This is a genomic window from Caulobacter segnis (genome assembly GCF_023935105.1).
Classification (GTDB): Bacteria; Pseudomonadota; Alphaproteobacteria; order Caulobacterales; family Caulobacteraceae; genus Caulobacter; species Caulobacter segnis_B.
On the sequence record NZ_CP096040.1, the window covers coordinates 2,457,242 to 2,475,814 of the forward strand.

Here is an 18,573-nt window from a genome sequence, read left to right on the forward strand (position 1 = left end):
CCGGTCCGGGCGTACACCGCTCGAACCGAGAGGAACTCAACCATGACCACTCATCGTCTTCTGACCGCCGCCGCCGCCATCGCGCTGCTGGCCGGCGCCGCCCACGCTCAAACGTCCAGCCCGGCCGCCGCTCCGGCGCCCGCCGCGCAGGCGCCGGCCGCCGCTTCGCCCGTCGTGGCCAAGGGCGACCTGATCGACACCGCCACGGCCTCGGGCCAGTTCACGACCTTCCTGAAAGCCGTTTCGGCCGTGAACCTCACCAGCGTCCTGAAGACCAATCAGAACCTGACCCTGTTCGCCCCGACCGACGCGGCCTTCGCGGCCCTGCCGGCCGGCGAGCTGGACAAGCTGATGCTGCCCGAGAACGGGCCGCTTCTGCAGAAGGTGCTGACCTATCACCTGATCAACGCCAAGGTGGACTCGACCAAGATCAAGGGCGCCAAGGGTGAGGTGAAGAGCGTCGAGGGCTCGCCCCTGCTGCTGGACGGCAGCGGCGCCCAGCCCAAGGTCGACGACGCCAACATCCTGCAGACCGACGTGATCGCCACGAACGGCGTGCTGCATGTGGTCGACAAGGTCCTGCTGCCTAAGGACGTGCCGGGCCTGCAGGCCTCGGCCGCGCCGGCGGCGACCGATGCGGGCGCGACCATGAACGTGGCGGCCAACGAGCAGATGGCTCCGGCCGCCCCGGCCGACCAGACCATGCCGGCCGATTCCAGCACGCCGTCGGCCCAGACGACCACGGCCGCGCCGGCTGCCGCGACCGACATGGCCGCCGATCCGGCCGCCGCCCCGGCCGCCCCGGCCGCTGGCGTCGACAGCTCGGGCGTGGTTCCGGTGTCGTCGCAATCGCCTGACGCCCAGGCCTCGCTGAAGGCCGGCGACGCGAATGTCGTCTCCAACGGCCCGGTCGCCGACACCAAGGCCAACCGCGCCAAGTATGGCGCGCCGATGTCGAACGCGGGCAAGCGCACCACGCCCAAGGGCAACTAAGCCTTCCAAGGCTTTCCTGTTGGGCGCGCGTCGGGCGGCGAAACCGCTTACACTTTCGCCTGACGCGCTCCGGACATCGCTTGAAGCAGCAGTCGGCGGGCCTTATGGTCCGCCGACTTTTTTCTAGGCCTGCTTCGATTGATGTCGCGCGAAAAACCCAAGTCCTTCCAAAGCCTGATCCTGACGCTCCATGACTATTGGAGCCGGCAGGGTTGCATCATCCTGCAACCGCATGACGTGGAAGTGGGGGCGGGGACCCTGCACCCGGCCACGGTGCTGCGCGCCCTAGGCCCCAAGCCCTGGAACGCGGCCTATGTGCAGCCCTCGCGCCGTCCGGGCGACGGCCGCTATGGCGAGAACCCCAACCGCCTGCAGCACTATTACCAGTATCAGGTGATCCTGAAGCCGAACCCCGAGAACATGCAGGACCTGTACCTGGGTTCGCTGGAAGCGATCGGCCTGGACCTGCGCACCCACGACATCCGCTTCGTCGAGGACGACTGGGAGAACCCGACCGTCGGCGCCTGGGGCCTGGGCTGGGAAGTCTGGTGCGACGGCATGGAAGTCAGCCAGTACACCTACTTCCAGCAGGTGGGCGGCCTGGACGTCTCGCCGGTGGCCGGCGAGCTGACCTACGGCCTGGAACGTCTGGCCATGTACGTGTTCGGCGTCGACAACGTCTACGACCTGCCGTTCAACGACCCGGACTCGCCGCTGGGCGCCACGACCTATGGCGACGTGTTCCTGGAGAACGAGCGCCAGCAGTCGGAAGCCAACTTTCACGGCTACGACGTCGCGGTGCTCAAGCAGCAGTTCGAGCAGATGGAAGAGCAGGTCCCGCTGATGCTGGCCCGCTCGTACCAGGACAAGGCCCTGGTGCTGCCCGCCTACGACATGGTCCTGAAAGCCAGCCACCTCTTCAACCTGATGAACGCCCGCGGCGCGATCGCCGTCGCCGAGCGCGCCAGCTACATCGGCCGCATCCGCGACCTCTGTAAGATGTGCGCCAGCGCCTGGGTCGAGCAGCAGGAAGCCGCGTAAGTTAGATGCCCCAACTTCTCCTCGAACTGTTCTCGGAAGAGATCCCCGCTCGCATGCAGGCCCAGGCCGCCAAGGACCTGGAGCGCATGGCGCGCGAGCACCTGGCCGCCGCCGGCTTCCTGCCCGAGGCCCTGAAGACCTTCGCCGGCCCGCGCCGCCTGACGCTGGTGGCCGAAGGCCTGCCGCTGGCCCAGCCCGACCGCAAGGAAGAGCTGAAGGGCCCGCGCGTCGGCGCCCCGCCGCAAGCCATGGAAGGCTTCCTGCGCAAGGCCGGCCTGACCCAGGACCAACTGGTCGAGCGCGACGGCGTCTACATGGCCTTCATCGAGAAGAAGGGCCGTCCGACGCCGGAGATCGTCGCCGAGATGGTCGAGGCCATCGTCCGCGGATTCCCGTGGCCCAAGTCGATGATCTGGGGGACCAAGAAGCTGCGCTGGGTGCGTCCGCTGAAGCGGATCCTGTGCGTGCTGGACCGCGAGGTCGTGCCGTTCGCCATCGAGGGCATCCCGAGCGGCGACGTCACCGAAGGCCACCGCTTCATGGGCGAGGCCAAGCCGTTCACGGCCAAGGACTTCGACGAGTATGTCGCGGGCCTGGAAGCCCACTTCGTCGTGCTCGACGTCGAGGAGCGCAAGGAACGCATCCTCGAGGGCTGCAAGACCCTGTGCTTCGCGCGTCACCTGGAATTGGTCGAGGACCAGGGCCTGCTGGACGAAGTCGCCGGCCTGGCCGAATGGCCGACCCCGGTGCTGGGCGACATGGATCCGGTGTTCCTCAGCCTGCCGCCCGAAGTGATCCGCACCTCGATGCGCACGCACCAGAAGTACTTCGCCGTCCGCAAGGCCGGCGAAGAGGGCCTGGCCCCGCACTTCATCACCATCGCCAACATCCAGGCGGCCGACGGCGGCGCGGTCATCGCGGCGGGCAACGCCAAGGTACTGTCCTCGCGCCTGTCCGACGCCCGCTTCTTCTGGGACGAGGACGTCAAGGTCGGGTTCGAGCCGTGGCTTGAGAAACTGAACGGCGTCACCTTCCACGCCAAGCTCGGGACGATGGCCCAGCGCGTCGAGCGCATCGTCGCCCTGGCGGCCGAGATCGCCCCGCTGGTCGGCGCCGATGTCGCCAAGGCGAAGGAAGCCGCGCGCCTGGCCAAGGCAGACCTGGCCTCGCAGATGGTCGGCGAGTTCCCGGAGCTGCAAGGGATCATGGGCGGCTACTACGCCCGGACGTTCGGTCTGGATCACGAGATCGCCGACGCCGTCCGCGATCACTACAAGCCGCAGGGCCCTTCGGATGCGGTGCCGACCGCGCCGGTCAGCGTGGCGGTGGCGTTGGCGGACAAGCTGGACACGCTGGTCGGCTTCTTTGCGATCGACGAGAAGCCGACGGGCTCGAAGGATCCCTACGCCCTGCGCCGGGCGGCGTTGGGCGTGATCCGGATCATCCTGGAGAACGGCCTGCGCCTGTCGCTGGCCAAGTTCGGCAAGGACGACCTGATCGCCTTCTTCGCCGACCGCCTGAAGGTCACTCTGCGTGACCAGGGCAAGCGCCACGACCTCGTCGACGCGGTCTTCGCCCTGGGCGACGACGACCTGGCGCGGATCGTCGCGCGGGTCGAGGCGCTGGACGGCTTCCTGAAGACCGACGACGGCAAGAACCTGCTGGCCGGCTACAAGCGCGCCTCCAACATCCTCAAGGCCGAGGAGAAGAAGGGCGCCCTGCCGACAGGCGAGATGCAGGCGCCGACCGCCGACAGCGACGCCGAGGTGGGTCTCTACAACGCGCTGCGCCTGCTGGATAAGCCGCTGAAGGACGCCCTGGCGAAGGAAGACTTCACCGGCGCCATGACCCAGCTGGCCGAGCTGCGCGGCCCGGTCGACGCCTATCTGGACGGCGTCTTCGTCAACGAGCCCGAGCACCGCGACAACCGCCTCAAGACCCTGGCGGCGGTCCGGGATGCGATGGGGCAGGTGGCGGACTTCGGGTTGATCGGGGGGTAACCCCAATCCGATTTCCCCGGCGAAAGCCGGGGCCCCGGCTTTCGCCGGGGAGGCGGGATCAGGTTAGGCCACCGCCGCGTCGAACTCGGCCTTCCAGTCGGCGAACTGGGCTCGGTCGTCCTGGTCCCACGGGTGAAAGCCGGGGCGGTACCAGGCGAAATAGGTCTTCCAGCCGCGGCGGAAGATCCCCGGATTTTCCCAGACGTACCGCGTCACCGCCTTCAGCGCCGCCTTGGGCTCGTAGCCGTCGGCCTCCAGCAGGCGGGCGGCGTAGCGGGTGATGTTGCGGGTGAACATAAAGGTCACGAACGCCATCGCCCGGCAGCGCATGCGGTAGCGGCGCAGCGGCGACCAGTCCTTGGTCGCTTCCAGGAAGACGTCGTAGGCCACGGCCTTGTGCTCGGTCTCCTCCATGGCGTGCCAGCGCCACAGCTGCTCGACGCCGGCCGGGGCCTCGTCGAACAGGTCGCGATGGCGGGCGTGCATCTCGGCCATCATGGCCGTGAAGTGCTCCAGCGAGATCGTCGACAGCAGCATGGCCATCTTGCCCCGCTCGCGGGCCAGCTTCACGCGGGCGCGGACCATCTCCTCGACCTCGGCGACCGGATAGCGTTCGCGGTCGATCAGGCTGTTCAGCTGGTGATGCTCGCGCGAGTGGATCGCCTCCTGGGCGATGAAGCCCTTGGCGTCCTCCAGCAGCTTGCCGGTCAGCAGGTGGCGGTAGTTCTTGACCGCGTCCATGAACAGCCGCTCGCCATCGGGGAAGGTCAGGGACAGGGCGTTGAACACCGCCGTGCCGACCGGGTCTCCGCCCAGCCAGTGGCCCTCGCGCACCGCCGCTAGGTCGAAACGGATGTCGCGCGGCGCGACGTGGAGGTCGCCGGGCGTGGTCTTTGTGTCGATCATGGCGTTCTGCGCTCCGCCGGTTTAGGGCTTGGTCAGCCTCTGTTGGGCGTAAAGTGAGTTATACTGACAAAAATGTCAATAGAGCCTTCCGCTCCTCCGAAGACCCGTGTCCGCCGCACGCCCGAAGCCGCGCGCGAGAACATCCTGGCCGCCGCCGAGGCGCTGCTGGTCGAGCACGGCCCACAGGCCATCAAGCTGGCCGACGTCGCCAAGGCCGCCGGGGTGGTCCACGCCAATGTCATCCATCACTTCGGCTCGATCTCGGGGGTCGAGACGGCGCTGATGGAGCGGATGATCCGTCAGCTGGCCGACAAGATCATCGCCGGCTTCAACGCCGAGGGAGCCGCGCCGGGTTTCGGGGCCCAGGCCCTGTTCGACGCCTTCCAGGCCAAGGGCGCGGCGCGGCTGGCCGCCTGGCTGGAGCTGACCGGCGAGGGGCGGCGGATGACCCTGGTCCGGGCGGTGGTCGACGAAGTGGTTCAGACCCGCCTGGCCCAGAACGTCGGCGTCGACCGCGACACGATCGTCGACTTCATCCTGGTCAACATCGTGCTGGCGATCGGCGTGGGCCTGTTTGGCCCGACGCTGAGCGAACTGCTGGGCCGTCCGCCCGAGCGGGCGCGCGAACTGGCGCTGGAGATGGTCCAGGGGCGGATCACCGCCTTGGGCGCGAAGGGCTAGGCGCGCGCCAGCAAGGCCGGCAGCACCTTGTCGGTCAGCAGCGGGGCCAGGCGCAGGTCGCCCGGCGCGGCCGGGTCGATCCAGGCCAGTTCCTCGATCTCGGCCCGCGCGGCGATGTCGCCCTCGACCGTGGCCAGATAGGTCGCCGACTGAACGGTGAACCCGGTCTCGTTGGCGGCCGGCGCGGCGTAGTTGCCCAGCAGCTCGGCGTGGACGAGGCGGCAGCCCAGCTCCTCATCCAGCTCGCGGGCCAGGGTGGCTAGGTCGTCCTCATCGCCGTCGCGCTTGCCGCCGGGCTTCATGAAGGTGGACGTGCCGCGCTTGCGGACCAGCAGCATGCGGCCGCCTTCGTCGCGGATCACGGCGGTGACGATGTCGAGGACGCGGGTCATCCCGGCAGGGTAGCCCCAGCCCTAGATTCGAGTCGCGACCTTACTTCTCGACCGCCGCCAGGATGTGCTCGGCCAGCAGTTTCTCCGAGATCGCGTGCGGCTGGCGGACGCTGAAGTTGGTCGTGGTGATCACGGCCACCAGGTCCAGGTCCGGCACGATCGCCACCTTCTGGCCGCCCGTGCCGCTCATCACCCAGGCCTTGTGGCCTTTGCCATCGGACCCTGGGAAGGTCTGCAGCCAGATCAGATAGCCGTAGTCGGTGTTCTCGCGGGCGTTGGCGTGCGGGGTGACCGAGGCCTTGATGAAGTCGGCCGGCAGGACCTGCTTGCCCTCCCACTGGCCGCCATTGGCGTAGAGCTGGCCCAGTTTCAGCAGGTCACGGCTGCGCAGGCCAAGGCCGCCGCCGCCCATGGCCAGGCCCCTGGGCGACATCTGCCACTTGGGCCCTTCGATGCCGAGCGGCTTGAACACGACGTCATCGGCGAAGGCGGGCAGGGGCTTCTTCACCGCGTTCTGGACGACCTGGCCCAGGGTCACGACCCCGGCCGTGCAGTAGCTGAAGCTGCGGCCGTACGGCGAGGCCTCGGGCCTGGGGCTCCAATCCGGGAAGCCGCGCACCGGAAGATCCAGGTAGAAGCCGACCCAGTCCTCGATCAGGTACATCCGCTCCTCGTTGCCGCGCGAGTACTGGTTGTCGTCGTCGCACTCGGCGATGGAGCTCATGGTCAAGAGGTCCTCGACCGTGACCTTGTCCTTGCGCGGGTCGGGATTGGCGGCGGGCGGGCGGTCCTTGAGGTAAGCCTTGATCGGGGCGTTCAGGCTGGGCAGCGCGCCGCGCGCCTGCGCCGCGCCAGCAAGCATGGCGGTGACGGTCTTGGTGACGGAGCGGGTGTTGCGGCGGGCCTCGGGGCCGTCCTTGTCGTAGTACCGTTCGAACACCAGCGCGCCGTGGCGAGCGACCAGGACGCTGGTGATCTGCTGGAACTGGCCCGCCTTGATGGCGGCGTCCATGGCCTCGAGCTTGGCGGCCGGCAGGCCCTCGGCGGCGGGCGCGGCGGTGGTCCAGTCGGCGGCTGTGGCCGTGAGCGGGGCCAGGACGAGAGCGGCGGCGAGCGCGAAGGCTTTCAAGGGGAACTCCACGGAAGACCTTCGGCGTCTAGGCCGCGCCACCGGCCTCGTCTTGGACGCTTGCAACAACCGGCCGGCGGCCGCACAGCCGCGCGAACTCGCCGGGCGTGACGCCATAGGCCTTCAGGAACTGGCGATTGAGGTGGCTCTGGTCGCAAAAGCCCGAGGCCAGGGCGATCTCGCCGATCGGGTCGCGGCCGCGCATCAGGAGGTCGGCGGCGCGCTCCAGCCGACGCGTGCGCAGGCGATCGCCGGGCGCCGCGCCCATCCAGCGGCGATAGCCGCGCGCCAGGTGGACCGGATGCACTCCGGCGACTTCGGCCAGGTCGGCGACGGTGATGGGCTGGTCGAAACGATCGGCCAGATAGGTCTCCGCGCGATCCAGCCAAGATGGACGCTTGTCGCCGTCGGCGGAAGGCGTCAGCGCCTGGGCGGCCAGTTCCAGGCTCAGGCCCTCTAGCGACAGTGTTTCCGCGTCTCGGGCCAGCAGCGAGCGGGTCAGGCGCAGGGCCGCGCGGCGGGCGACGGGACCAGTCAGCCGCAGCGCGTCGATCGCCGCCCCGCGTCCGGCGTCCGCCAAAGCGCGCCAGTCGGCGGGGGCGAAGCTGACGGCCAGGAAATAGCCGCCGCCATCGATGAAGCGGTCGCGATGCACAACGCCCGGCGGGTTGTAGACCAGCACCGGACCTTCGGTCTCGGGACCGGCGGCGGTGGTGATGTAGCGGCCGTGGGTCGCCAGCACGAAGTGGGCGTCGTCGTGGCTGTGCTCGTCGACGTGATCGGCGCGCTTGGTCGCTTGCAGATGCGCCAGGCGCACGCCCGGCAGCCGCCGCTCGACGGTGGGCGCGCCGTAGAACCGGCCTTGGCTGAAGGCGGTCCTCGGCGCGGCCATGCCTAGCCCAGCTTCTCGGCTGCCCAGGGGGCGAAGTAGGTGATGATCCCCGCCGCGCCGGCCCGCTTGAAGGCGGTCAGGCTTTCGAGGATGGCGCGATCGTGGTCGATCCAGCCGTTCTGGGCGGCGGCCATGATCATCGCGTACTCGCCCGACACCTGGAAGGCGTAGGTGGGCATGCGGAACTCGTCGACCAGGCGGCGGACGATGTCGAGATAGGGCATGCCCGGCTTGACCATGACCATGTCGGCGCCCTCGGCGATGTCCAGGGCGACCTCGCGGAGGGCTTCCTCGGTATTGGCCGGGTCCATCTGGTAGGTCTTCTTGTCCCCCTGGCCGCCGGCCAGCTTGGCCGAGCCGATGGCGTCGCGGTACGGGCCGTAGAAGGCCGAGGCGTATTTGGCCGCGTAGGACATGATCATCACGTCCTGGTGGCTGGCGCCTTCCAGCGCCGCGCGCAGCTTGCCGATGCGGCCGTCCATCATATCGGATGGAGCCAGGATGTCGGCGCCGGCCTCGGCCTGCATCAGGCCCTGTTCGATCAGGCGCTCGATGGTCGGATCGTTGAGGATCTTGCCGCCTTCGATCACCCCGTCGTGGCCGTGATCGGTGAACGGATCCAGCGCCACGTCGCACATGATCCCGACCTCGGGCGCGGCGTCCTTCATGGCCTTGACGGCGCGCGGGATCACGCCGTCCGGATCGGCGGCGATCGAGCCGGCGGCGTCCTTCCGCGACCCGTCAATGTGCGGGAAGATGGCGATGGCGGGTATGCCCAGGTCGCGGGCGCGGACGGCGGCCTTGGCGGCTTCCTTGACGCTCAGGCGCTCGACGCCCGGCATGGAGGCCACAGGGATCGTCCCTTCGCCCTCGTGCACCACCATCGACCAGATCAGGTCGGACGGCGTGACCTCGCTCTCGCGGACGAGGCGGCGGGTCCAGTCGGCCTGGCGAACGCGGCGCAGGCGGGTGTGGGGATAGGGGGCGAGGGGCGGAACGGTCATGGCGTTGATGTGGACCGCCCCGCCAGCCGAGGCAAGATCGCAGGGCCCTTAAGAGGCCTCACGCGTAGCGGAAGGCGGGGTCGTCCAGGTCAATCCGGGGAAAGATGTCCTTCTCGGTCCAATAGTCCTGGGTGTGTCGCCATTCCGGCTTGTCGCCGGCTTGAGGCAGCAGGTGCAGGCCGCGCAGCAGGTAGCCGGGGTTGAAGTCCTCCGGATCGATCCAGCCGCCCAGCGTCATGTCCTGATCCTCGGGGCGCAGGGCGACCTCGACCTGGCGGGCGCCTTTCCGCTCCATGTGCGCCAGGAGGCGGCAGACGAAGTCGCCGATCATGTCGGCCCGCAAGGTCCAGCTGGCCCGGAAATAGCCGAACACCCAGACCAGGTTCGGCAGGCCGGTGAACATCATGCCGCGATAGGTGACCGTCTTGGCGAAATCCAGCGGCGCCCCGTCGATCTCGAAGGCGATGTCGCCCAGCACGGCCAGGTCGAAGCCCGTGGCGGTGATGATGACGTCGGCGTCCAGCTTCTGGCCGGACTTGAGCAGGATGCCGGTCTCGGTGAAGCGCTCGATCTCGTCGGTGACCACCGAGGCCTTGCCCGCGGCGATGCCCTGGAACAGGTCGCCGTCGGGGACGAAGGCGATCCGCTGACGCCAGGGGCGGTAGCCGGGCGTGAAGTGTTTCTCCACCTGGTCGGCGGGCAGGAAGGCCTTCACGCCCTCCAGCAATTCGGCGGTCGCCGCCTCGGTGTCTTCCAGGCAGCGGCGGGTGAAGTCGTGCTGGTCGAACAGGGCCTTGCGGCGGACGATCTCGTGGATCCAGGTCTCGTCGACCTCCAGCTGGCGCAGGGTGTCGGCCAGGTCGTTGGCGTTGCGGCCGGGCACGAAATAGGTCGGCGAGCGCTGCAGCAGGGTGACGTGCGCGCAGTCGGCGGCGATGTTGGGGACCAGAGTCGCGGCCGTGGCGCCCGAGCCGATCACGACGACCCGCTTGCCCCTCAGGTCCAGGTCGTCGGGCCAGGTCTGCGGATGAAGGATCCGGCCCTTGTAGTCCGCCATGCCGGGCCAGTCGGGGGTGTAGCCCACCGAATGGCGATAGTAACCCTGGCACATCCACAGGAAGTTGGTGGTGTAGGTCTCGACGCCGTCGGGGCCGGCGACGTCCAGCGTCCAGAGCTTGTCCCGCGAGGACCAGCGGGCGGCCGTGATCCGGCGGCGATAGCAGATGTGAGGAGCCAGGTCGTTCTCGGCGATCACCTCGCCCATGTAGTCGAGGATCTCGGCGGCGGTGGCGATCGGCGGCCCGACCCAGGGCTTGAAGCGGTAGCCGAAGGTGTAGAGGTCGCTGTCCGAGCGGATGCCCGGATAGGTGTGGGTCAGCCAGGTGCCGCCAAAGCTCTCCAGCGCCTCGAGGACGACGAAGCGCGTCCCAGGCCGCTGGGTCGTCAGATGGTACGCCCCGCCGACGCCGGATATGCCCGCGCCCACGATGATGACGTCGAAGTGCTGCGTCGCCGCGCCTGGCGCGGTCTTGGGAAGCGTCGCCGCCTCGCTCATGCCGTTCCTCCCGTGCCGGCCGCCGCGCGGCCATGTCAAACCCGGCGCCTCTGCGGGCGCCTAGGTTATCGCTGTACACTTAGAGGTTGGCGCGTCGTTTGCGCTGGATCAAGCCGGGACGACGCGAAGGCGCGATTTAGGGGGCGGCGCGCGAGGCCAGCAGGGAGGGACCCTCGAGACGGGTCCACAGCTGCGACTTGCACAGGAAGTTGCCGAGGACGCAGCCCTTGGCGCGCATGGTGCGCGTGTCGACGATATCGGCCGAACCCACCAGGGTGACCTTCAGGGTCGGCACCCAGACGCGGCCCTTCAGCGAGCCGTCGCGCTGGGCTTCGAAGTCGCGCAGCAATTGCTTGCCGATCAGGGTGTCCGTGCCCGACTTGCGCGCATCGGCCTCGGCCTTGGCGCTGGCCCACACCACGACGCCGCAGGTGCTGGCGCCACAGTCCTTGATCTCCAGGTGGACGGAGTTCTTCGGGTTGCGCCACACGCCGTACGAGCGCGAGATATCGCCGCCGTCGGCGGCGTAGGCCGGCGCGGAGACCGCGGCCATTCCAAGGGCCACCGTCAGGGCGGCAAGGGCAAGTTTCAGGAAACGCATAGTCGTTGATGCAGATTTTATGATTGAGAACGTCCAGACTCGAAGATCGCCATTTGGAGTGAAAGGCGATGGTTATCAAGGGGGTGAGACGTCCCACCCGAGTCACACCGTGTAACGGAGGATTTCAGGTCACACTTTTGAGACGCCGAGAGTCGCGTTGACAGTCGGCCCTGGGCGCGGCACGTCAGCCGCCAAGAAGGTGAGGGCGGTTCTGCCCCGGACGGGAGGAAGTGCGCATGGATTTCGCGCTGAACGAAGATCAAGTCGCGATCCAGGACGCCGCTCGCGCTTTCGCCGAGGGACAGCTTGCCCCTCATTCGGCGGAGTGGGACGAGAAGAAGCACTTCCCGGTCGACGTGCTACGCGAGGCCGCCGAGCTGGGCTTCGCCGGCATCTATGTGAACGAAGACGTCGGCGGTTCGGGCCTGTCGCGCCTGGACGCCTCGATCATCTTCGAGGCGCTCAGCTACGGCGACGTGCCGACGGCGGCCTACCTGACCATCCACAACATGGCCTCGTGGATGATCGACCGCTTCGGTTCGGACGACCTGCGCCAGCGCTACCTGCCGCGCCTGACGACCATGCAACTGATCGCCAGCTACTGCCTGACCGAGCCGGGCTCGGGCTCGGACGCGGCCAACATGCGCACGACGGCCAGGCTGGACGGCGACCACTACGTCCTGAACGGGGGCAAGGCCTTCATCTCGGGCGGCGGCGTCTCGGACGTCTATGTCGTCATGGCCCGCACCGGCGGCGATGGCGCCAAGGGCGTCTCAGCCTTCGTGGTCGAGAAAAGGACCGAAGGTCTCAGCTTCGGCGCCAATGAGCGCAAGATGGGCTGGAACGCCCAGCCGACCGCCCAGGTCAACTTCGACGAATGCCGGGTGCCGGTCGCCAACCGTATCGGCCAGGAGGGCGAGGGCTTCCGCTTCGCCATGATGGGCCTGGATGGCGGGCGACTGAACATCGCCTCGTGTTCGCTGGGCGGGGCGCAGTTCGCCCTCGACACCGCCAAGGCCTACCTGGAGACCCGCAACCAGTTCGGGCGGCCGCTGAAGGATTTCCAGGCGCTGCAGTTCAAGCTGGCCGACATGGCCACCGAGCTGGAAGCCGCCCGCCTAATGGTGCGCCGCGCGGCCCATGCGCTGGACAACCGCCATCCCGAAGCGACCAAGCTTTGCGCCATGGCCAAGCGTTTCACGACGGACGCCGGCTTCCAGGTGGCCAATGACGCCTTGCAGCTGCATGGCGGCTACGGCTACCTCCAGGACTATCCGCTAGAGCGCATCGTGCGCGACCTGCGGGTGCACCAGATCCTGGAAGGGACCAACGAGATCATGCGCGTCATCATCGCCCGCGAGATGTTCCGCCAGTGATGACGCCCGAGATCCCGCTGCCGTCCGGCGTGAGCTGCGAGCGGACCTATCGAGTGTTGGTCGACGGAACGTCGAAGCCGCTGCCATGCCGATGGTTCGTCCCTGAGCCGCATCCCGAAGGCGATTGGGTCTGTCGCGTCGAGATGACCTGGCCTGGCGGGCGGGTCCAGAAGGCACACGCCTGCGGGATCGACTCGACCCAGGCCTTGCTTCTGGCGCTCGAGACAGTCCACACGCTGATCCTGACCAGCGACGAATCCATCGACTGGTTCGAAGAGCACGACGATCTGGGCTTGCCCTGCCGGGACTACCACGCCGAAGGGCTGGCCGAGCGGAAAGCGCGCCGCGAGGGCAAATGATCTATCTGTGTCGCCACGGCCAGACCTTCCACAATCGCGAAGGCCGCATGCAGGGCCAGACCGAATCCGACCTGACCCCGTTGGGCCGCGCCCAGGCGGCGGCGATGGGCGACCTGCTGTTCGACCTGATCCGGCGCGACCCGCCCGCGAATTGGCGCATCGTCGCCAGCCCGCTTCGCCGCGCCCGTCAGACCGCCGAGACGATCGGCGCGCGCCTGGGCCTGCCGGTGGCGTTCGAGGATCGCCTGATGGAGATCAGCGTTGGCGACTGGTCCAATCGTCTGCGCGACGAGGTCAAGCGCGAGAACCCTGAGCTGCTGAGCGATCCGGAGTGGGCGTTCAAGTCGCCGGGCGGCGAGACCTACGAGGCCATCATGGGCCGCGTGTCCGGCTGGCTGGCCGAGCAGGCGCCCGAGCCCGAGCGCAAGCTGATCGTGATCAGCCACGGCATCGCCGGCTGGATGCTGCGCGGCGCCTATGCCGGCCTGCCGCGCGAGCGGGTGATCTGCCTGGACACGCCGCAGGACGCGATCTTCCGCCTGAGCGGCGGCCAGATCGATCGCCTCGACTGCGCCCCGGTCGAAGAACCCGCCTGAACAACCGGACCGCCATGACCGACGAACCCGAAGTCCTGATCAGCGTCGAGAAGAACGTCGGCCGCATCACCCTCAATCGGCCCAAGGCCCTGCACGCCCTGACCCAGGGCATGTGCGAGACCATGATCGGCGCGCTGCTGGACTGGCGGGAAGATCCTGAGATCTACGTGGTCCTGATCGACCATGCGGGCGAGCGCGGTTTCTGCGCCGGCGGCGATATCCGCATGCTGGCGCAGAGCGGGGCCAAGGACGGGGTCGAGGCGCGGGCCTTCTTCCACACCGAGTACCAACTGAACCACCTGCTGTTCAGCTACGACATCCCGGTGGTGGCGGTGATGGACGGCGTGGTCATGGGCGGCGGCGTGGGCATCTCGATGCCGGCGCACGTGCGGATCGCCACCGAGCGCACGACCTTCGCCATGCCCGAGACCGGCATCGGCCTGTTCCCGGACGTCGGTGGCGGCTGGTACCTGCCGCGTCTGCCGGGCAAGGCGGGGCTGTGGCTGGCCCTGACCGGCGCGCGGATCAAGGGCGCGGACTGCATGCGCCTGGGCATCGCCACCCACTTCGTCGAGTTCGGCGCGATCTCGGGCCTGAAGAAGGCGATCGTCGCCGATCCGCGCCGCATCGACGAGACCCTCAAGACGTATCGCGCTGACGCCGGCAAGGCCGCGTTGCTGGGCTTCGAGCAGGACCTCAACCGCCTGTTCGTCGGCGAGAGCGTGGAAGAGATCTTCGAGTTCCTGACCCTCGATTCCAGCGACTGGGGCAAGGCCCAACTGGAGGTCCTGAAGACCAAGTCGCCTCAAACCCTGAAGGTCGCCTTCGAGCAGTTGAAGCGCGGCGCGGCCCTGACCGACTTCGCCGACAACATGGCCATGGAGTACCGCATCGGCTCGCGCGTCGTTCGCAAGCACGACTTCATCGAAGGCGTCCGGGCCGTGATCGTCGACAAGGACAACGCGCCGAAATGGGACCCGGCGACGCTTGAAGGCGTTACCGACGCCATGCTGAATGAGATTTTCGCCCCGCTTCCGCCCGGCGAAGAATGGATGCCGCTGACGTAGCCGATCGCGTGCGCTAACGTTATCGGAATAAGAACACGTCGGTTCGGAAGGATTGCCATGCGTAAGCCGTTTCTCAGTCTCGTCGCCGTGCTGGGCCTCGCCGCCTGCGCCACAGAGCCGATGCTGGGGCCGCCGCCTCCGCCGCCGTCCGGCCCGGTCGCCGTCAGTATTCCAGCCAACATCGCCGCGTCGCTGAGCGATCCGTCGCGTCCGGCCGCCGACATGGTCCGAGACAGGGACCGCCATCCGGGCGAGGTCCTGGCCTTCGCCGGCGTGCGTCCGGGCGCGAAGGTGGCCGACCTGATTCCCGGCGGCGGCTATTTCACCCGTATCTTCTCGAAGGCCGTCGGTCCGAGAGGGCGCGTCTACGCCTACGTGCCGGACGAACTCACCAAGGCGGCCAAGCGTGAGCCGACGGTGAACGCCATCGCCCGCGATCCGGCCTATCCGAACGTGACGGTGATCCTGAACACCCTGCCCAACTTCGCCACGCCGGAGAAGCTGGACCTGGTGTTCACGGCCCAGAACTATCACGACATGCACGACAAGTTCATGGGCCCGGCCAACCTGTCGGTCGTGAACCGCCAGGTCTTCAAGGCGCTGAAGCCGGGCGGCGTCTATCTGGTCATCGACCACGTGGCCGATGCCGGCTCGGGTCTGCGCGACACCGAGACCCTGCACCGCATCGATCCGGCGGTGGTCAAGGCCGAAGTGACGGCCGCCGGCTTCATCTTCGAGGGGGAGAGCCGCGTGCTGCGCAATTCGAACGATCCCCGCAAGGCCAACGTCTACGACGCCGGCATCCGGGGTAAGACCGACCAGTTCGTCTACAAGTTCCGCAAGCCGTCGACGGCGCGCTGACCGGAAACGGCCGACAATCCAACGATAAGGACCGCGCCCATGAGGCGCGGTTCGCATTTGCAGGGAGCTCTAGAATGACGCGCATCGCGTTCATCGGCCTGGGCAACATGGGCGGCGGCATGGTCGCCAACCAGGCCAAGGCCCAGCATCAGGTCCGCGCCTTCGACCTGTCGGCGGCGGCGGTCGCGCGCGCCGTGGCGGCCGGCTGCCACGCGGCGGCGTCGGTGGAGGAAGCCGTGGCGGACGCCGAGGTGGTGATCACCATGCTGCCCGCCGGCCCGCATGTCCGTTCGGTCTATGGCGAGCAGGTCTTTGCCCATGCGCCCAAATCGGCCCTGCTGATCGACTGTTCGACCATCGACGTCGAGAGCGCCCGGGCCGTGGCCAAGCAGGCGGCCGAGGCCGGCTTCCGCTTCGCCGACGCGCCGGTGTCGGGCGGGGTCATGGCCGCCGAGGCCGGGACGCTGGCCTTCATGGTCGGTTGCGACGAGGCCAACTTTCCCGCCGTCGAGGCGGCGCTGGCCCCGATGTCGCGGGCGACGATCCACGCCGGCGACCACGGTGCGGGGCAGGCGGCCAAGATCTGCAACAACATGCTGCTGGGCGTCTCGATGCTGGGGACCTGCGAGGCCTTCGCCCTGGCCGAGAAGCTGGGCCTGGCCGCCGACCGCTTCTTCGAGATCGCCAGCAAGTCGTCGGGCCAGTGCTGGTCGGTGACCTCGTACTGCCCGGTTCCCGGCGTCGGTCCCCAGACGCCGGCCGATCGCGGCTACGAAGGCGGGTTCGCCACGGCGATGATGCTGAAGGACCTGAAGCTGGCCCAGGACGCCGCCGCCAAGGCCGGCGCCAGCACGCCGATGGGCGCCCAGGCCGAGGCGCTGTACGCCCTGCTGGCGGCGAACGGCCTGGGCGGGAAGGACTTCTCCGCGGCCATCCAGTTACTTCGCGGCAAGCTGGCGGAACTGACCTGAATCGTCCAAGAGGTCGCCTTCGGGGGCTCGCGATTGACGCTGGCTATGCGTCCAATCGCGCAATTCTATTTGCTAGGTAAATGCCCCTAGATGGACACTAAAGGCGCTTGGTGCGAAAAGCCGAGGCAGGAATAAGGGGACCATCGGACGATCGTCCGGTCGGTTTGGAAGAACGTCATGGACTACAAAGCCGCGTTCCGCAGCGCCGTCGACCAGATCCGCGATGAGGGCCGCTACCGAGTCTTCGCCGACCTGAAGCGTCAGCGTGGTTCGTTCCCGCGCGCGACCTGGACCCGCCAGGACGGCTCGGAACGCGAAGTCGTGGTCTGGTGCAGCAACGACTATCTCGGCCAGGGCCAGAACCCGGTCGTGCTGGACGCCATGAAGGACGCTGTCGACCAGCATGGTTCGGGCTCGGGCGGCACCCGCAACATCTCGGGCACCAATCACGATCACGTCCGGCTCGAGCAGGAACTGGCCGATCTGCACGGCAAGGAAGCCGCGCTGCTGTTCACCTCGGGCTATGTCTCGAACGAGGCCTCGCTGTCGGTCGTGCAGAAGATCCTGCCCGGCCTGATCATCTTCTCGGATGAACTGAACCACGCCTCGATGATCGCCGGCATCCGCAACGGCGGTGGCCCGCGCAAGATCTTCAGGCACAACGACCTGGCGCACCTCGAGGAACTGCTGGCCGCCGCGCCGGCCGACGCGCCCAAGTTGATCGCCTTCGAGAGCGTCTATTCGATGGACGGCGACATCGCCGACCTGGCCGGCACCATCGCCCTGGCCAAGAAGTACGGCGCCATGACCTATCTGGACGAAGTCCACGCGGTCGGCATGTACGGCCCGCGCGGCGGCGGCGTCGCCGAGCGCGAAGGCCTGATGGGCGAGATCGACATCATCGAAGGCACGCTGGGCAAGGCGTTCGGCGTGATGGGCGGCTATATCACCGGCGACACCGAGGTGATCGACGCGATCCGCCTGATGGCCGCCGGCTTCATCTTCACCACCTCGCTGCCGCCGGCCCTGACGGCGGGAGCGCTGGCCAGCGTCCGCTGGCTGAAGGCCCACCCTGAAGTGCGCGAAATCCACCAGGAGCGCGCCGCCACCCTGAAGGCCATGTTCCGCGCCGCCGGTCTGCCGGTGATGGACAGCGCGAGCCACATCGTCCCGGTGCTGGTCGGCGATCCGATCCACTGCAAGATGATCAGCGACATGCTGCTGGCCGATCACGGCGTCTATGTGCAGCCGATCAACTATCCGACCGTGCCGCGCGGCACCGAGCGCCTGCGCTTCACGCCCACGCCGTTCCATACCGACGAGATGATGCGCAAGCTGGTCGGGGCCATGGAAAAGCTGTGGGCCCACTGCAATGTCGCCCGCATGGGCGGTCACGCCGCTTAGCCCGAAGGATACAGCGCACTTCAGCTTCGACCGAACCGACCATCTTCGAGGCGAGCAGCGTCGAAACGAAAAACGCCGCCGGAGTCCGGCGGCGTTCGCGTGCCTGGAAGGCGTCTTCCGGCAAGAGAGTCGGGCGCGATCAGCTACCGCGCCGCACGCCCTTGCCCAGGCCGATCTTCTTGGCGAAGTCCGAGCGACGCGCCGCATAGGCGGGGGCGACCATCGGATAGTCCGGCGGCAGGCCCCACTTGCGGCGATATTCCTCGGGGCTCATGTCGTAGTGCGAGCGCAGATAGCGCTTGAGCATCTTCAGCTTCTTGCCGTCCTCGAGGCAGACGATGAAGTCGTGCTGCACCGAACGGCCCACCGGCACCGCGGGCTTGGCCTTCTCGGCCGGGCGCGGCGTCTCGCCGCCGTTGTTGAGCGAGGCCAGAGCCTCGTGGACCGTGCGGATGAGTTCCGGAATGGCCGTCTGGGAGACTGTGTTCTGGCCGACATAGGCCGCCACGATCTCGGCGCTGAGCCCCAGGATGTCGACGCCATTGTCGTTCGTCGTTTCCGTGCCGCCGCCCTGAGACGCCATGAGATACCCCACTACCGTTGCTGCTGTTGTTATGTCGCAGGGGCTAGGAGCCGCCCTGCGCGACTGCAACGCACAGCTGGGCAAGTGGTTCCGAGATTGATCGCCGCGCCTATCCCGTTAAAGAGGGCGCCTCTGCTGACTCCCCGTAACGCCTGGAGAGCG

19 protein-coding genes and 1 pseudogene are annotated in these 18,573 nt (G+C 68.0%); 12 read left to right on the plus strand and 8 right to left on the minus strand.

What is annotated here, in order from left to right; translation table 11 throughout:
- Positions 1 to 42 precede the first annotated feature (42 nt).
- The 3 genes from MZV50_RS11765 to glyS all read left to right on the plus strand — a co-directional run bounded on the left by MZV50_RS11765 (position 43) and on the right by glyS (position 4,034).
- Positions 43 to 993: a fasciclin domain-containing protein gene (locus MZV50_RS11765; protein WP_252634808.1), complete on the plus strand. Its 951-nt coding sequence runs from the start codon at positions 43 to 45 to the stop codon at positions 991 to 993.
- Between the two features lie 141 nt (positions 994 to 1,134).
- The gene (locus MZV50_RS11770; protein ID WP_252634810.1) at positions 1,135 to 2,034 is read left to right on the plus strand and encodes a glycine--tRNA ligase subunit alpha; all 900 of its coding nucleotides are present in this window, start codon (positions 1,135 to 1,137) and stop codon (positions 2,032 to 2,034) included.
- A gap of 5 nt (positions 2,035 to 2,039) precedes the next feature.
- A complete protein-coding gene (gene glyS, locus MZV50_RS11775) occupies positions 2,040 to 4,034 on the plus strand; it encodes a glycine--tRNA ligase subunit beta (RefSeq protein ID WP_252634811.1) in 1,995 nt (664 codons plus the stop codon).
- Between the two features lie 63 nt (positions 4,035 to 4,097).
- Here glyS and MZV50_RS11780 read toward each other — a convergent pair whose 3' ends face one another.
- Positions 4,098 to 4,940: a metal-dependent hydrolase gene (locus MZV50_RS11780; protein ID WP_252634813.1), complete on the minus strand. Its 843-nt coding sequence runs from the start codon at positions 4,938 to 4,940 to the stop codon at positions 4,098 to 4,100.
- 72 nt (positions 4,941 to 5,012) lie between these two features.
- Here MZV50_RS11780 and MZV50_RS11785 point away from each other — a divergent pair, with 72 nt between their 5' ends.
- Entirely contained in the window at positions 5,013 to 5,621 is a 609-nt protein-coding gene (locus tag MZV50_RS11785; RefSeq protein ID WP_252634815.1) for a TetR/AcrR family transcriptional regulator, read from the plus strand.
- On the opposite strand, the gene MZV50_RS11790 is transcribed toward MZV50_RS11785, so the two are convergent.
- From MZV50_RS11790 to MZV50_RS11815, 6 genes are all read right to left on the minus strand, one after another.
- On the minus strand, positions 5,618 to 6,013 hold the full coding sequence (locus MZV50_RS11790) for an NUDIX hydrolase (protein WP_252634817.1): 396 nt from the start codon (positions 6,011 to 6,013) through the stop codon (positions 5,618 to 5,620). The two genes, MZV50_RS11785 and MZV50_RS11790, sit on opposite strands and share 4 nt — an antisense overlap.
- A 40-nt stretch (positions 6,014 to 6,053) precedes the next feature.
- A complete protein-coding gene (locus MZV50_RS11795) occupies positions 6,054 to 7,142 on the minus strand; it encodes a serine hydrolase domain-containing protein (RefSeq protein ID WP_252634818.1) in 1,089 nt (362 codons plus the stop codon).
- A 28-nt stretch (positions 7,143 to 7,170) separates the two neighbouring features.
- Positions 7,171 to 8,034, minus strand: coding sequence for a helix-turn-helix transcriptional regulator (locus MZV50_RS11800; protein ID WP_252634820.1), 864 nt, complete (start codon positions 8,032 to 8,034; stop codon positions 7,171 to 7,173).
- Between the two features lie 2 nt (positions 8,035 to 8,036).
- Positions 8,037 to 9,038 carry a porphobilinogen synthase gene (gene hemB, locus MZV50_RS11805; RefSeq protein ID WP_252634821.1) on the minus strand — a complete coding sequence of 334 codons (1,002 nt, stop codon included), beginning with the start codon at positions 9,036 to 9,038 and terminating at the stop codon, positions 8,037 to 8,039.
- Positions 9,039 to 9,096: 58 nt separating this feature from the next.
- Positions 9,097 to 10,593: a flavin-containing monooxygenase gene (locus MZV50_RS11810; protein WP_252634823.1), complete on the minus strand. Its 1,497-nt coding sequence runs from the start codon at positions 10,591 to 10,593 to the stop codon at positions 9,097 to 9,099.
- A 136-nt stretch (positions 10,594 to 10,729) separates the two neighbouring features.
- Positions 10,730 to 11,194, minus strand: a complete 465-nt coding sequence (locus MZV50_RS11815; RefSeq protein WP_252634824.1) for a DUF2147 domain-containing protein — start codon at positions 11,192 to 11,194, stop codon at positions 10,730 to 10,732.
- A gap of 68 nt (positions 11,195 to 11,262) precedes the next feature.
- Between MZV50_RS11815 and MZV50_RS11820 the strand changes: the two are divergent.
- From MZV50_RS11820 to hemA, 8 genes and pseudogenes are all read left to right on the plus strand, one after another.
- Positions 11,263 to 11,331, plus strand: a pseudogene (locus MZV50_RS11820) (hypothetical protein); the annotation flags it as partial.
- Positions 11,332 to 11,424: 93 nt separating this feature from the next.
- Positions 11,425 to 12,570: an isobutyryl-CoA dehydrogenase gene (locus tag MZV50_RS11825; RefSeq protein ID WP_252634825.1), complete on the plus strand. Its 1,146-nt coding sequence runs from the start codon at positions 11,425 to 11,427 to the stop codon at positions 12,568 to 12,570.
- Entirely contained in the window at positions 12,570 to 12,929 is a 360-nt protein-coding gene (locus tag MZV50_RS11830; RefSeq protein ID WP_252634827.1) for a DUF6968 family protein, read from the plus strand. Before MZV50_RS11825 ends, MZV50_RS11830 begins: the two co-directional genes overlap by 1 nt.
- Positions 12,926 to 13,525 (plus strand): histidine phosphatase family protein, encoded by a 600-nt coding sequence (locus tag MZV50_RS11835; protein ID WP_252634829.1) that lies wholly within the window; start codon positions 12,926 to 12,928, stop codon positions 13,523 to 13,525. Before MZV50_RS11830 ends, MZV50_RS11835 begins: the two co-directional genes overlap by 4 nt.
- Before the next feature lie 14 nt (positions 13,526 to 13,539).
- Entirely contained in the window at positions 13,540 to 14,592 is a 1,053-nt protein-coding gene (locus tag MZV50_RS11840) for an enoyl-CoA hydratase/isomerase family protein (protein ID WP_252634831.1), read from the plus strand.
- 57 nt (positions 14,593 to 14,649) lie between these two features.
- Entirely contained in the window at positions 14,650 to 15,453 is an 804-nt protein-coding gene (locus tag MZV50_RS11845) for a class I SAM-dependent methyltransferase (protein WP_252634833.1), read from the plus strand.
- A 74-nt stretch (positions 15,454 to 15,527) separates the two neighbouring features.
- Positions 15,528 to 16,424: a 3-hydroxyisobutyrate dehydrogenase gene (gene mmsB / locus MZV50_RS11850; protein ID WP_252634834.1), complete on the plus strand. Its 897-nt coding sequence runs from the start codon at positions 15,528 to 15,530 to the stop codon at positions 16,422 to 16,424.
- 177 nt (positions 16,425 to 16,601) lie between these two features.
- Positions 16,602 to 17,828, plus strand: a complete 1,227-nt coding sequence (gene hemA, locus MZV50_RS11855; protein ID WP_252634835.1) for a 5-aminolevulinate synthase — start codon at positions 16,602 to 16,604, stop codon at positions 17,826 to 17,828.
- A gap of 139 nt (positions 17,829 to 17,967) precedes the next feature.
- Here hemA and MZV50_RS11860 read toward each other — a convergent pair whose 3' ends face one another.
- Positions 17,968 to 18,411 (minus strand): MucR family transcriptional regulator, encoded by a 444-nt coding sequence (locus MZV50_RS11860; RefSeq protein ID WP_252634836.1) that lies wholly within the window; start codon positions 18,409 to 18,411, stop codon positions 17,968 to 17,970.
- Positions 18,412 to 18,573: the final 162 nt, after the last annotated feature.